The sequence below is a fragment of the Vibrio sp. Isolate23 genome (assembly GCF_022398095.1).
Taxonomy (GTDB): Bacteria; Pseudomonadota; Gammaproteobacteria; order Enterobacterales; family Vibrionaceae; genus Vibrio; species Vibrio coralliilyticus_A.
The window spans coordinates 22,277-35,328 of record NZ_JAKEUV010000015.1 but is presented as its reverse complement, the minus strand read 5'-3'; the positions used below and the strand labels follow the sequence as shown (position 1 = coordinate 35,328).

Here is a 13,052-nt window from a genome sequence, read left to right as displayed (position 1 = left end):
GTACAATAAAGCTTTGATCTTTGTTGTTAACCACTCATCGAGTGTTTAACGCATAATTATTACAAATAGATGCTCTATTGTAACAAGACTCAGGCGATTCGAGTATCGTGATTAGAAGAAAGAAAAGACAGAAATATGATTAAACGTTACTTAGTCCAAATATTTGTCGCCTTGTGCGTCTTGGCCAGTTTTCCATCCATGGCAGAAGAAAGCGGAGAGCCGAAACTGGCGTACTTTACTCTTGAGCCAGATCTCACCACTAATTTCTATACCCAAGGCAAAAAGCTGGGCTACATTCAGGTTCGGATTGATATCATGGTGGCCAACGAAAGTGACTTAGCCATCATCGAGCTTCACCAGCCTTTGATTCGAGATGCGGTGATCGAGCTACTTGGCAAGCAGTCTTCAGATACGATCACCTCTTTAGCTGGTCGTGAAGACTTGCGTAAAAACTTAGTCGAGCAATTGAACTCGATTCTACTACCCGAAACAGGGCGCACCATTATTGCTGACTTGTTGTTTACCAAGTACCTCTATCAATAACCTGACGAACAAAAAAGCGGCCGAAGCCGCTTTTTTTATGTTCTGGCTCGGCTGGCATCAACCAAGCCCAATACAACTCCAGAAAGTAACCCCACCAGGTGAGCGGTATTAGCAATTGCCATAAACGGCTGAACAAACCCCAACACCAGCCACACTAACATGAAACCAATAACCGGTTTAGGTATGTTCAAGCCAAGCTGAGGGGCTTTGTATCCGAGCATCCATAAATACCCAACCAAGGCATACACGACACCTGACAATCCACCAAAGTTTGCACCTTCAACCCAGTATTGCCCTGCTCCAGAAAGCGCTGCCGACACCCAAAATAGCTGTAAAAGCTTTTTCGCTCCTAGGCGCTGTTCAATATCACCGCCAAGCTGCCACCACCATAACAAGTTAAACGCTATGTGTACGACAGAGAAATGCAAAACCGCATGACTGACCCAGCGCCATAACTGCCATTCTTGTCCAGCGAGTGCAGGAAAGTGCAACGCTGAAAACACTGATTGCCCTGCGCCAAACTGCTGCAAGGTAAAAATCACAACACTGATCAACATAACCGCTAATGTTATCGGACCTGCTTTGGCTTTGACCATCGACAACATACTCGGTGACTGGTAGCTAAATTGGCTGGTGCGCGTCTCTGCCATCTCCCACGAAGCAGCTTGATATTTGCTATCACTTGGATTATCGAGGAAGTGCTGTAGCTCAGCCTCGACTTCCACCTGATGTTGAGAGTCGCTGAGCCACAGTGCAAACTGACCACTTCCTTCCGGCATCATTTTCACATCAATACGGCGAGAGGCCATATAATCAATGAACGCTTGTGCCATGCGCAGATTGGAAATCGAAATCAGTCTTATCATAGCGGTTCCTATGGCATGTGAGATTCAATAGGCAAATCAGCGCGTTGCCAAGCTTCAAAGCCTCCATCCACACTATACACCTGCTCAAAGCCTTGGTTAACCAAATATTGTGCTGCGCCTTGGCTGCTAATGCCGTGGTAGCACATCACTAGAATAGGTTGCTCAAACTCCACTTCATCCATAAGTTGAACAATCGTGTCATTCGTTAGATGGTATGCAGCCTGTGGGTGAGCCACAGCGAAAGACTGCGGATCGCGAATGTCGACAAGGCGAGCGTCACCTTGCTCCAGCAATGCCTGCGCCCCTGCGACATCAATGTGTTGAAACTGGTCCATTTGCTGTCTCTTGAAAAGAATCATTGTTGATTGTCATTGTAACCTATCCAGTGGTTAACAAGTACACCGCAGCTGTAGGGTTATCCACTTGCGATCATTTATTCACCGTTTGTGGATAAAGCTGTGAATTACGTTGATAAAGTAGTTTTACAATTCTGGATCCACAATATGTAGTGATGATCCTTATTTTTTTGTGTGTAAAAGTAAAAGTATCCCCATAGGCTCATTACTCCTGACACCTTTATTCACCCGCCTTTCTGACATATAGCAAAGAAATTTATCACAGAGTTACCCACAGGCAACACGGCAAAATTCGATCCATAAAAAGAGAGAAATAGATAATTTCTGGATCCCAGAGACTGAAAAAACCGAGATCATTCGATCTCGGCTTTTTTGAATTTTTGCTTTAACTAAAAGTTAGAAGTCGCCGACTGCCGCTTTGAGTTTTTTCATGGCATTCTTTTCTAACTGGCGGATACGTTCTGCTGACACACTGTAGGTTTCTGCCAACTCCTGTAACGTAGACTTGTTATCTTCCAGCCAACGAGAACGAACAATATGCTGGCTGCGTTCGTCAAGGCTAGATAATGCTAAGCTTAAACGGTTATTGGTATGAGCTTCCCAGTTAGCTGCCTCAACATTGTCAGCCACATCCGAGGCTTTATCTTCGAGGTATAGCATAGGTGCCGAGTAAGATACGCCTGAATCATCATCATCGTTCTGCATTTCGAAAGCGGCATCTTGAGCGGCTAGACGAGATTCCATCTCGCGCACTTCAGATGGCTCCACACCCAGCTCTTTTGCAACAGTTTCCACTTCACCGTTATTGAACCAACCAAGACGCTTTTTAGACTTACGTAGATTGAAGAACAATTTACGTTGCGCTTTGGTGGTCGCTATTTTCACAATACGCCAGTTACGCAGTACGTATTCATGAATTTCAGCCTTAATCCAGTGCACTGCAAATGAGACCAAACGTACGCCGACTTCTGGATTAAAGCGTTTTACTGCTTTCATCAAGCCGATATTACCTTCCTGTACCAGATCCGCCATGGGCAGACCATAGCCAGAGTAACCACGAGCTACGTGCACTACAAAACGTAAATGCGAAAGAATCAGGCCTTTTGCCGCTTCAATTTCGCCATCATAGTGTAGTCGCTCAGCCAGTTCACGTTCCTCTTCAGCGGTTAGCATTGGATAACCATTCACTGTGCGGATATAGCTATCTAAGCTATCTTGTGTCACTACAGCCATTGGATACGCTTGGTTAGTCATTCAATTCCTCATCAATATCTGATCTGGAGTAAGTTTTAACCCAACAATCTTGAACCTAAAATGAACAAGATTCAAGCAGGGAAAGTTATTATGCATAAACCTTTCGGCTATACAAGTAAAAAAGTACACGGTAGCGTGTACTTTTTCAAGTAAGAGTAAGACATTTGCTATTTAGACAGGTTCAATTTCTTTCAAGTGGCGCTGCGCTGACACTTTCGCAGCCAAGCATCCAAGGAATGTACCAAGCATCAATAGCAACAAACTTTCATCCCAGCTTAGTCCAATCAGACGGAAACGACTATCGTACAGCAGAGCCAGTTGTTCGACGCTACTGTTCAGAACTACGGTAATAATAGCGGTCATGACCCAAGCTGTGAATGCGCCCAATAAGCCAAACCACATCCCAGAATAAAGATAAGGGCGTAAAATAAAGCGGTTAGTCGCACCGATCAGTTTCATGGTCTGAATTTCTTCTTTATTCGCAAGCACGTTAAAGCGCAACGTGTTGCCCACAATGAGAAATACCGATCCCAGCATCAGTACAGACAGAGTGATCACAATACCACTGACTAAATTCTTGATCGCATCTAAGCGGGTTAACCAATCTTCATCAAGACGAACGTCCGTCACTTCTTCTTCCTTGGCAATCGTCGCCGCCAATTGCTTGATCTTCTCGTTATCTTCAACACTTGGCGTGATGATCAACACACCCGGTAGCGCATAGTCGTCTAAGAGTGAAAGGGCATGGTTAAATCCTGAGTATTGGCTTAAATCTTCCAGACCTTGCTGAGGAGAAATGTATTCCACCTTGGCCACCTCATCCATACTTTCTAGCTGGTCTTTGAGCACCATAACGCGTGCTTCCGGCGTTTGCTCCTCAATATAGCCACTCACTTTTGATGGGCTGGTAACATTAGTAGAAGCCACGGCCAAATTTTTTCCCAGCAAATACATGACCGCTGGCATAGCTAATGCCATGGAGATCACTGCTAAAGTAAGAATATTCCCTAAAGGACGAGACCACATCATCGAGAACGAAGCTTTCGCCTGTTTGAAATGCACGGTAAAAAAACTATCGCGCTTCACTCGATTCTGGGGACGACTTTTAGTCGCCTTCTTATTACGCACGTTAGCAGCCATAATCTTCTACCTCACTCAGGAAGCCTTGGTTCAGCTCTAGATGACGATATTGCGGGCGAGTATTAACCAACCCAATATCGTGCGTTGCCAGTAAAATGGTGACACCCGCTCGGTTAAACTCTTCAAATAATTTAATCACTCGGTTTGATAGATCCGGATCCAAGTTACCCGTGGGTTCATCCGCCAACAGCAGCGTTGGCCGGTTCACTACGGCTCGAGCAATGCCAACACGTTGCTGCTCACCACCAGATAGCTGACTCGGTAAACACTTTGCTTTATCCAGTAAGTCAGTCTTATCCAGCGCGGCAGAAACTCGACGTTTAATCTCACTCTCTGAGATAGATTCGATACGCATCGGCAATGCGACGTTATCAAACACCGAGCGATCCATCAGTAAGCGGTGGTCCTGAAAGACAATGCCGATGTTTCGACGCAAGAACGGGATGTCTTTATTGGGAATACGAGTAATATCGTGATCGTTGAAGCTGATTTTGCCATCCGTTGGGCGCTCAATGGCACAAATCAACTTGAGCAAAGTACTTTTCCCAGCGCCGGAGTGGCCACCGAGAAAAGCCATTTCTCCGCGGCGTAGGTGAAAGTCTACCTTTTGCAGCGCTTGTCTGCCTCCGCGATACGCTTTACTTACTTGCTGAAACTTTATCACTCGTCGTTCCTCTTACCTGAGCTACTGATTAGTCTTCGCGGCTGAATAATGCGTCAATAAATTCCTGAGTTTCAAATGGGCGCAGATCGTCAATACCTTCACCCACCCCAATATAACGGATTGGGATCTGGAACTGATCGGCCAAGGCAAAGATAACGCCACCTTTTGCGGTACCATCAAGCTTGGTTAAGGTAATGCCAGTCAATGGTGCTACGTCACTGAACAGTTTTGCCTGACTAATCGCATTTTGGCCCGTGCCCGCATCCAGTGTCAGCATGATTTCATGCGGTGCTGAGTCATCCACTTTCTTCATGACACGGACAATCTTGCGCAGCTCTTCCATCAGGTTGGCTTTGTTTTGTAGGCGCCCCGCAGTATCGGCAATCACCACATCAACACCTTTGGCTTTTGCAGACTCAATGGCGTCATAAATAACCGATGCACTGTCTGCACCTGTATGCTGCGCCACAACAGGTACCTGATTGCGATCGCCCCATACTTGAAGCTGTTCGACAGCCGCAGCACGGAAGGTGTCACCTGCAGCCAGCATGACTTTTTTACCTTGTGATTGGAATTGCTTAGCCAGCTTACCGATTGTTGTCGTTTTACCGACACCATTCACGCCAACCATCAGGATAACGTAAGGGGTTTTATTGGTATCAATTTCAAGCGGTTTTTCAACGGTCGAGAGAATGCCTGCCATCTCTTCTTTTAACAGGCCATACAGTGCTTCACCGTCTTTCAAATCCTGACGCGAAGCTTTTTCAGTCAGGCTGTCGATGATTTTCATCGTGGTATCCATACCGACATCCGCTATCAACAACTGCTCTTCCAGTTCTTCGAACAGCTCATCATCAATTTGCTTGCCTTTGAATAGACCAAAGAAGCCCGCCCCAATATTCGCTTTGGTGCGTGCCAAGCTGCGCTTTAAACGAGCAAAAAAGCTTTCGCTTGGCTTGTCTTGCTCACTCACACGAGGTTCTTGTGGCGGTTCTGCTTCTGCTTCTGCTTCTGCTTCTGCTTCTGCTTCTGCTTCTGCTTCTGCTTCTGCTTCTGCTTCTGCTTCTGCTTCTGCTTCTGCTTCTGCTTCTGCTTCTGCTTCTGCTAGGTCAGCCTGAGGTTCTGACTGAGCTTCGTCAACGGTTTGCGCCTCTGCTGCGACTTCCTCAACAATGTCCGATTGGGTTTCTTCAGCAGCTTGCTTAGCCTGTTGTTCCTCGTCACCGAAGCCAAGCCAAGAAAGTAATCCGCGCTTCTTTTTTTCCGTCATCTGGGGATATCCTAGATTGTCTTAATTTATTCTGACACTTTTCGCCGAGGTATTGCCCCGGTTAAGAAAAGAAACATGACAACAGAGTGAAAAGTTTCCAGCGTTATAACGATGGTATACACTTTGTCATCAACAAAATTTGGGCTGTACTCAGGATGAACTCACTGAGCGACTGGGTATAGTATCACTTTATTAGCGGTCAAAAAATCTATGGTACGGCGTCGCCAGCAAAACACATCACAAAAAAAGCCTTCAACGGGCTTTGTTCGAATTATTAGCGGCTTATGGAGAGGGAGAAAACTGCCTGTTCATGATGCAGAAGGGCTGCGCCCGACAACCGATCGTGTAAAAGAAACCCTTTTCAACTGGTTGGCTCAGGATGTGCCTCAAGCAAAATGCCTCGACTTGTTTGCCGGCTCCGGCGGATTAGGCTTTGAAGCGGCTTCGCGTCAGGCTGATAGTGTCACCATGATTGAGCTCAACCCAAATGCATTCAAGCAGTTAGAAAAAAACATTGCGGCTCTTAATTCAGATAACCTGACCGCGATTAACAGCGACGCGTTGAGTTTTCTTCAACAAGCAGGGACACCGCATCATGTGGTATTTATCGATCCACCATTTCGTAAAGGCTTGCTGGAACAAACCGTCACTTTGCTGGAAAGTAATGGCTGGTTGGCCAACGATGCCATGATTTACATTGAAACTGAGAAAGAACTTGAGTTGGAAGGCATTCCAGCCAACTGGCACCTACACCGAGAAAAAACGGCAGGCCAAGTCAGTTACCGATTATTTGAAAGACAACAAGACTAAAAAGGAAGTCTCATGAAAGCTCTACTTTTACTGGCCAAAGCCGCGATTGGCTTTGTGTGGTTCATCCTGATCCTGAACTTCTTTATGCCCTTTCCGGGCAAAGCGGCGATTGCGCTTTACATCATGACGGCTTTCCTGTTCATCATGCATGGCCTGCAATCAGCCATCTTTATCGGCGCGTTTGGTGACAAGATTAAGATGACCAATTGGGAAAAATGGTCGATTCTAATTTTCGGCATTTTCGCCCTGCTCGATATTCGTCGCAAGTACATGATGTAAGATCACCATATCTAATATAAGAACGCCGCTCATGATAAGCGGCGTTCTTGTTTTAACTCAGGTACCCCTTAACTCCATTTAGGAACATCTGGGTGGAAATCATCACTAGCAGCAGCCCCATCAAGCGTTCTATCGCCTTCAGACCACGCTCACCTAAAATACGGTGGAAAAAGTTATAAAACATCAAAATAAAGAAGGTCGCTCCCCACGCCAGCAAGACAGCGCCAGACAGCTCAAGCAATTTGTCCGGGTGCTGGGTCGACAGAAGTAGCAATGCAGCAATCACCGATGGTCCAGCGATCATAGGAATGGCCATAGGGACAATAAATGGCTCTTCACCCGCCGCAAGGCCTGTAATGCTGCCCGCACTTGGGAAGATCATCTTAATCGCAATGATGAACAGAATGATGCCACCAGAGATACTCAGCGTTTCTGGTTCAACATGAAGGAAGCTCAGAATCGTCTTACCTGCAAATAGGAATAGCATGAGAATGAACAACGCAAAACACAGCTCACGAACAAGCACCTTGCGTCTGCGTTTTGGGTCAAGATGCTTGAGAATAGAAAGGACGATAGGAAGGTTGCCAAGCGGATCCATGATAAGGAACAACATGGTTGCGGCAGAAAGAATTTCCATGATTTAGCCTCCAAAGCCAAAGATTCTCAACAGCAGAGCAAAAAGTCGGCGAAGTATATCAACACCGTTTGACAATTTGGAGGCCAAAAGTAGAGTTTTTAATGGCTACAAACACGCTCTAAGTTCAACGCCCACTTATCACCCACCGCAACAATTTTCTCTCGCTCGATAAAAAATGCCATCAATGCGTCCAGATCCAACCCATTCAGCTTACAAGTATGGAACTTTGCTTGCTCACCAAATGCAGCGCAAGCAGCCTCGCGCAATTCCTGAATTGCCATTGGTCGTTCATGCAGTAAGTTTAGAACTTGATGTGCGTGTATTTCATTAGACATAACTTTCTCCATTTATGATCAGTGGAATGAGCATAACCTGAGACTATCAAGTCAACTTTGATTTCAAATAATCAACGAAGCGGTAACCAGTGAGTGCGCCAACAGATAGCTACCCGAACTAAGATACCGACCATAGCGAATGGAGTGTTTGTAATCATGCACGGCAAGAAGCCCTGCTGATAAAGTAAGTGTCAGAGTTCCAAAGAAACCTAATAAACTAGCCAAGGTACCAGTCAATAACCAGACTTCACCCGCAGCCCAGTTGAGCTGCAACAGCATCATACCCATTATCACAACCGGAAAGATCAGACGATCAATTTTAGGTAGCATTAGGAAAAATACCACTATACCAATCGCCAGCAGCATAGCAGGAAGCCACCAGACTATCTCACCGGATAATTGGAGCCAAAAAGAGGTGCTATAGCAAAGCTGAGCCCCGACAAACGCAGCAAAGCACAGCTTTTGATGTCGCTTATAGATATAAAGGCCATCAGCCAACATGGATACCAACAACCCCAGGGTCACCCACCAAACCGATATACCAATCGCATCACTCTGACTCCAGAGCATGACGACGAGCATAGCTAACGACAATGTTTTAAACACGACCGCTTGTTTGTTCTGGTTGCTTTCATTAGCAGAAATACTAATAAATCCTGATAGCGCGACTGAAAGCCAGCTCCACATGGGTCCACCTCTTTTAAACTGAGTCGCCAGTGTAGGCAGGCAGATAAAGATGTCCAGAAATGGAAAGCAAAACTTGGATCTTGATTGGCTTCTGAAATACTGACTTTGCCAGTATTAAACTAGCGGTTTAAACATACCACTCCATTCTTCTATGCCTTCGCTGCTCATTCAGGCTATAGAAATCCGACTTTTTAGCAAACTGAACACCTAGCCAACAACAAACCTAAAAAAACCAACATAACACTTTAAATTAAGACAAAAAAACACAAAAAAATCAATAAGATAAAATAAGACCAGTAAAGTTAACCACTTTAATTTTAAAAGTTTTAGTCTATAAAAGGAGACTAAGAATTAGAACAATAGAGAATCACTCTCATCTTAAGAAATACCAAGCCTATAACTATCAATTTAACCCGACAATGACACTTACAGTCCAATATTATTGTAAAAACAACAATCTATTTAAATCAACAAACAACAAACAATAATTAACCAATTTAAAATCAATTACTTAAAACAAAAACACAACGAATAGAACACTTTTAAATCAGAGTAAAAATCATAGAAATCACAGTGAAAAAACCATCAAAAACCACCATTTTATCGATTTAGAAAATGAACTTTCAAGGCTTAGAAAAATAAAAACTTGATCAAAGCACAAAAATACTGCTATTCTAAATTACATACAGTTAAGCATCACTAAATAGGAGCAGAGTTATGATTACTTCTTCACAAAAACAAGGACTTGTAATGATCGCGGTTGTTGTTGGCCTCATGACACTGCCGATGATGTACTAAGTCATACATACAAAAACAAAAAGGGACGCTTTAGCGTCCCTTTTTGTTATCCAGCAGATTTTTCACACAAAACCCGCTTATAAATCCAACGGATTTCTAAGTTTAACTATTTAGCTAAAACCTTATCTTTTAAGGCTTTTGTTATAAGTGCTTAGACAAAATATCCCAGTGCGCATAATAGAAAAATAGCGCAGCCAAGGTAATCAGCGTCATGAGTGTAATCGCAGCTCGCCAGATAAAGCGACTACTACGTGGCGTGAGCTCTTTTTCACACTGATCACACACAGAGAGAAAGTCATGACTGCTTTCTAATTTATAATCTTCTTCATGTACAATTTTATTTCGGATGGTAGCGATATAGCGCAGCTTATCGATCACATCATGCGGTAATCGCTCTTCACAGCTGGTGATCAACTGATGCAATCCCTTTCCTTCAGCGTGATATTGCGTGCGAAGCAGCTTTTCAATTTTACGTGTCCTTGTCACCACTTGTTCGATATCAGACATGGCTTCCCTCCATCACTAGTAAGTCTAAGGGGTGAAACTGGCTTCTTCCAACCAGTAGTTTAGTCAATAACAATCTGTCTCATTACCTACTATATAGCCCCATTTTCACTGTCCTTTGCAAGTAAATTAATGTAAAGGAATCAACGACTAGCCTTATCAGCATAATGACAAAATTACTACTAGCGTGTGATGTGTCTCGAAGAATGATACAAAGGACAACAACAGAGGCTCACAGTTGTGTTCAAAGCCCCAACCTGAGTCCAAATTAGCACTAAAATAACCCATCGGCTTTTTGGGGAGAGCGACAATGCCATTAACGTTATTTATCGCTATTATCGTGTTTGTTATAGCCAGCGGCTGGGCGTTTAGTCGATTCTATCGTCGACATATTCAAGGAGAAGATGCGCCAGAACAAACCGCAGATGTGACTGTACTGGATAAACAGTCGATAGATATTCAGGATACTCAACCAGGACAAGAGGATCAGGAGTATTGGATCTACGTACAGAAAGGGCGTTTAGGGCCAAAGCGTGAGTTTCAGGTTGGCATTCATTATTTCCACGCTTTAAACCCTGGTGATAAAGGCACACTGACCTACCAAGGTGATAAATTTATCCATTTTGCCATGAAGCGCTAACCTAGCGCTTCACCATCTTGAGCATATTGTTTTTCGCCATGCTTTCGGCCACGTCATCCGGCAGCGCTTCCAATACTTCATCCCAACGAGATAACACTTCACCTGTAATTTTAAAACGCCCCACAACATCAGAGCCAATCATAAAGCGGTCGGGATATTCTTTGATCAACGCTACCCATTCTTTCTTCGATTCAGGACTCGCCAGTATCACATCACGTAAGCTCCAAGATGCCAAGATGTAGAGATTATCGTAATCATCCAGCAGCTCGCTGACTTCATCGATGAGAAAAGACAAATTCTGACGTCGTAGCAATGTCGAACTCGTCCCCGCGTGCGCCCAGATAAAGTTAGTTTTGCTGTTTTCTTCTAACGCCTCCACCAGCTCATGCTTGTACAACGGGTGCGTTTCTCGCTCAGACGTGATGTTGGTATGCAGAATCACCGGCATTTTGTGCTTCGCCGCAACCTGATACACCTTCATCAAAGCAGGATGATTGGCTCTTGCTTGTTCGCCTAATGTCAGCGCAGACAAGCCATCATGACGGGTCAGAATCTCACCAATTCCTTTCCAGAAGCCAGGGTCGCTTTCAATCATCTGCTCGACTTGTTCCGCCGCGAACATATCCGTGGGGTTAAAGCCGGTAATAAAAGGAAACAGTCGATCTTGATGCGGCGAGTCTTTCACTGCTCGGTAGAGAATCTCATCAGTACGTGAGTAGTAATAGACAGGTGAGTCATCGCCAAATTCATAACGTGGTGCGACGGGATCGTGAGCATTCCACTTTTTCATAATCGGCAGGCCCATCACAAACGCATGTTCAATGTTGCTTTGATCCATCTTATGCACCAGATATTTGATGCCATCGGTACGCTGAAAAAAATCAACATAATGGATCTCGGCATCATTAAAACCGCCGTCATACCCGTTGGCGAATGGGGCTAATGACAACATTAAGCCCGCTAACCATTTTCTGTTCATATTCCCTTCCTGAACGAGTATTACCGTTCACCTCACTGCGATTAAGTATTCAATATAACAATTAACCTGATAATTCAGGCAGATTCATGCCATGTTTTCGGCATAAACCTTTTTAATTTAATCGGTTACGGTTTGGAAACACAGACAAGCACCAATCAATGGCGACTAGCTGACAGCAATACTAAGGCAACAACCAGCGAGTACGTCGGGATTTAGACACTATCAAACTCATCACTAGCGCACCAGAACCGCTCAAGACAATCCACACAGGAATCACCCAAGCGGGGTGGCCTTGGTACCAGCCATACTCTTTCATTGGCCAGAGAAAGATCGGATGGAGAATGTAAATGCCAAGACTGTGTTGGCTAATGAAGCCGATCACTTTGTTGGCCTTATCAGGCAAGTTTTCACCAACATAACGACATAACATGAAAATCATGCTCGCAGCCAGTACCACATTGAGTGTCTTATACGACAGCCATCGCCCTACGGTATATTCTTGTGCTTCAACACTGTTGGTGATGACCGCGTATCCCGTCATGATAAGAGCCCCTATTCCCACGACCGCGAACATGGCGACATAAGGCGAAGTCAGAGGCACTCTTTTATACAGCAAGTACCCTAGAGGTAAATAGCCGCTGTAGAGCCACATTTGATTACTCCAAGGCCCATCAATACCGATTAAAAACAGTAAGGTCGTCACCAACCAAATCACTACATAGGAATACAACGAGCTATCACCATAATGCCTGATCACATATTGAAAAAACGGAATGACGAAATACAAAGGAATGAAGTAGTAGAAGAAACCGAGATGATAATAAGTGGCGTGAGAAGCACTATTGGCAAGCACTTGCTTGGTTTCTTCAGGATTAAAACCGTTCAAGCTCCACCCCGAAAGATACGCATAGAACAGCGACCAAACAATAAACGGCACCAAAACTTTGCCTAATCGACGTTTGACGTAGTATTTGGCATCAAATGGCCGGGTATCACTGAGCATCAACGCTCCGGTGATCAAAATAAACACAGGGACAGCCCAACGACTTATGCTATTTATACCGATTGCGGTGGCCCATTCAGAGAAAGGAATACTGCCTAATTCCTGTCGATAGGGGGCAAGAACATGAATTGCGATAACCGCCACAGCAGCGACACATCGCAGCAAATCGAAGAACAGTACCCTATTTCTCATATAGCCACCTTCATTGATTAACTTATTGAAGATAGCAATAAAAAAGTTGACCACGGTGTAACCTTGGTCAACTTTTAGTCATGAAATTGTTCTTA

16 protein-coding genes are annotated in these 13,052 nt (G+C 44.5%); 4 read left to right on the top strand and 12 right to left on the bottom strand.

What is annotated here, in order from left to right:
- The first annotated feature begins 135 nt into the window (after positions 1-135).
- Positions 136-543 (top strand): flagellar basal body-associated protein FliL, encoded by a 408-nt coding sequence (locus L1D31_RS21405; RefSeq protein WP_239839004.1) that lies wholly within the window; start codon positions 136-138, stop codon positions 541-543.
- A 35-nt stretch (positions 544-578) separates the two neighbouring features.
- Here the strand turns inward: L1D31_RS21405 and glpG are convergent, their stop codons facing one another.
- From glpG to ftsY, 6 genes are all read right to left on the bottom strand, one after another.
- Positions 579-1,409: a rhomboid family intramembrane serine protease GlpG gene (glpG, locus tag L1D31_RS21400; RefSeq protein ID WP_239839003.1), complete on the bottom strand. Its 831-nt coding sequence runs from the start codon at positions 1,407-1,409 to the stop codon at positions 579-581.
- 8 nt (positions 1,410-1,417) lie between these two features.
- Positions 1,418-1,744: a thiosulfate sulfurtransferase GlpE gene (gene glpE, locus L1D31_RS21395; RefSeq protein ID WP_239839002.1), complete on the bottom strand. Its 327-nt coding sequence runs from the start codon at positions 1,742-1,744 to the stop codon at positions 1,418-1,420.
- 417 nt (positions 1,745-2,161) lie between these two features.
- Positions 2,162-3,019, bottom strand: a complete 858-nt coding sequence (gene rpoH, locus L1D31_RS21390; protein ID WP_239839001.1) for an RNA polymerase sigma factor RpoH — start codon at positions 3,017-3,019, stop codon at positions 2,162-2,164.
- 171 nt (positions 3,020-3,190) lie between these two features.
- A complete protein-coding gene (gene ftsX, locus L1D31_RS21385; protein WP_239839000.1) occupies positions 3,191-4,159 on the bottom strand; it encodes a permease-like cell division protein FtsX in 969 nt (322 codons plus the stop codon).
- The gene (gene ftsE / locus L1D31_RS21380; protein WP_239838999.1) at positions 4,149-4,823 is read right to left on the bottom strand and encodes a cell division ATP-binding protein FtsE; all 675 of its coding nucleotides are present in this window, start codon (positions 4,821-4,823) and stop codon (positions 4,149-4,151) included. The genes ftsX and ftsE overlap by 11 nt, the downstream gene beginning before the upstream one ends.
- 28 nt (positions 4,824-4,851) lie before the next feature.
- Positions 4,852-6,093 (bottom strand): signal recognition particle-docking protein FtsY, encoded by a 1,242-nt coding sequence (gene ftsY / locus L1D31_RS21375; protein ID WP_239838998.1) that lies wholly within the window; start codon positions 6,091-6,093, stop codon positions 4,852-4,854.
- A 210-nt stretch (positions 6,094-6,303) separates the two neighbouring features.
- On the opposite strand from ftsY, the gene rsmD reads away from it, so the two are divergent.
- A complete protein-coding gene (gene rsmD, locus L1D31_RS21370) occupies positions 6,304-6,903 on the top strand; it encodes a 16S rRNA (guanine(966)-N(2))-methyltransferase RsmD (protein WP_239838997.1) in 600 nt (199 codons plus the stop codon).
- A gap of 12 nt (positions 6,904-6,915) precedes the next feature.
- Positions 6,916-7,182: a DUF1145 domain-containing protein gene (locus tag L1D31_RS21365; RefSeq protein ID WP_239838996.1), complete on the top strand. Its 267-nt coding sequence runs from the start codon at positions 6,916-6,918 to the stop codon at positions 7,180-7,182.
- Between the two features lie 52 nt (positions 7,183-7,234).
- Here the strand turns inward: L1D31_RS21365 and L1D31_RS21360 are convergent, their stop codons facing one another.
- The 4 genes from L1D31_RS21360 to L1D31_RS21345 all read right to left on the bottom strand — a co-directional run bounded on the left by L1D31_RS21360 (position 7,235) and on the right by L1D31_RS21345 (position 10,146).
- Complete coding sequence (locus tag L1D31_RS21360) at positions 7,235-7,819, bottom strand: YhgN family NAAT transporter (protein WP_239838995.1); 585 nt, start codon at positions 7,817-7,819, stop codon at positions 7,235-7,237.
- A 98-nt stretch (positions 7,820-7,917) separates the two neighbouring features.
- Entirely contained in the window at positions 7,918-8,154 is a 237-nt protein-coding gene (locus tag L1D31_RS21355) for a YecH family metal-binding protein (RefSeq protein ID WP_239838994.1), read from the bottom strand.
- Between the two features lie 63 nt (positions 8,155-8,217).
- Positions 8,218-8,841 (bottom strand): lysoplasmalogenase, encoded by a 624-nt coding sequence (locus tag L1D31_RS21350; RefSeq protein WP_239838993.1) that lies wholly within the window; start codon positions 8,839-8,841, stop codon positions 8,218-8,220.
- Between the two features lie 939 nt (positions 8,842-9,780).
- Entirely contained in the window at positions 9,781-10,146 is a 366-nt protein-coding gene (locus L1D31_RS21345) for a DUF4145 domain-containing protein (RefSeq protein ID WP_239838992.1), read from the bottom strand.
- Between the two features lie 307 nt (positions 10,147-10,453).
- Here L1D31_RS21345 and L1D31_RS21340 point away from each other — a divergent pair, with 307 nt between their 5' ends.
- Entirely contained in the window at positions 10,454-10,783 is a 330-nt protein-coding gene (locus L1D31_RS21340; RefSeq protein ID WP_239838991.1) for a DUF2500 domain-containing protein, read from the top strand.
- A gap of 1 nt (position 10,784) precedes the next feature.
- On the opposite strand, the gene L1D31_RS21335 is transcribed toward L1D31_RS21340, so the two are convergent.
- Positions 10,785-11,762, bottom strand: a complete 978-nt coding sequence (locus L1D31_RS21335; RefSeq protein ID WP_239838990.1) for an amidohydrolase family protein — start codon at positions 11,760-11,762, stop codon at positions 10,785-10,787.
- 181 nt (positions 11,763-11,943) lie between these two features.
- A complete protein-coding gene (locus tag L1D31_RS21330; RefSeq protein ID WP_239838989.1) occupies positions 11,944-12,957 on the bottom strand; it encodes an acyltransferase family protein in 1,014 nt (337 codons plus the stop codon).
- Positions 12,958-13,052: the final 95 nt, after the last annotated feature.

Bases quoted from the DNA above. Each gene is read 5' to 3' on its own strand.
- L1D31_RS21330 (WP_239838989.1), bottom strand. From the start codon at position 12,957: ATGAGAAATAGGGTACTGTTCTTCGATTTGCTGCGATGTGTCGCTGCT.
- L1D31_RS21405 (WP_239839004.1), top strand. From the start codon at position 136: ATGATTAAACGTTACTTAGTCCAAATATTTGTCGCCTTGTGCGTCTTG.
- glpG (WP_239839003.1), bottom strand. From the start codon at position 1,409: ATGATAAGACTGATTTCGATTTCCAATCTGCGCATGGCACAAGCGTTC.
- L1D31_RS21365 (WP_239838996.1), top strand. From the start codon at position 6,916: ATGAAAGCTCTACTTTTACTGGCCAAAGCCGCGATTGGCTTTGTGTGG.
- L1D31_RS21355 (WP_239838994.1), bottom strand. From the start codon at position 8,154: ATGTCTAATGAAATACACGCACATCAAGTTCTAAACTTACTGCATGAA.
- L1D31_RS21345 (WP_239838992.1), bottom strand. From the start codon at position 10,146: ATGTCTGATATCGAACAAGTGGTGACAAGGACACGTAAAATTGAAAAG.
- rpoH (WP_239839001.1), bottom strand. From the start codon at position 3,019: ATGACTAACCAAGCGTATCCAATGGCTGTAGTGACACAAGATAGCTTA.
- L1D31_RS21360 (WP_239838995.1), bottom strand. From the start codon at position 7,819: ATGGAAATTCTTTCTGCCGCAACCATGTTGTTCCTTATCATGGATCCG.
- L1D31_RS21340 (WP_239838991.1), top strand. From the start codon at position 10,454: ATGCCATTAACGTTATTTATCGCTATTATCGTGTTTGTTATAGCCAGC.
- ftsX (WP_239839000.1), bottom strand. From the start codon at position 4,159: ATGGCTGCTAACGTGCGTAATAAGAAGGCGACTAAAAGTCGTCCCCAG.
- ftsY (WP_239838998.1), bottom strand. From the start codon at position 6,093: ATGACGGAAAAAAAGAAGCGCGGATTACTTTCTTGGCTTGGCTTCGGT.
- L1D31_RS21335 (WP_239838990.1), bottom strand. From the start codon at position 11,762: ATGAACAGAAAATGGTTAGCGGGCTTAATGTTGTCATTAGCCCCATTC.
- rsmD (WP_239838997.1), top strand. From the start codon at position 6,304: ATGGTACGGCGTCGCCAGCAAAACACATCACAAAAAAAGCCTTCAACG.
- glpE (WP_239839002.1), bottom strand. From the start codon at position 1,744: ATGGACCAGTTTCAACACATTGATGTCGCAGGGGCGCAGGCATTGCTG.
- L1D31_RS21350 (WP_239838993.1), bottom strand. From the start codon at position 8,841: ATGTGGAGCTGGCTTTCAGTCGCGCTATCAGGATTTATTAGTATTTCT.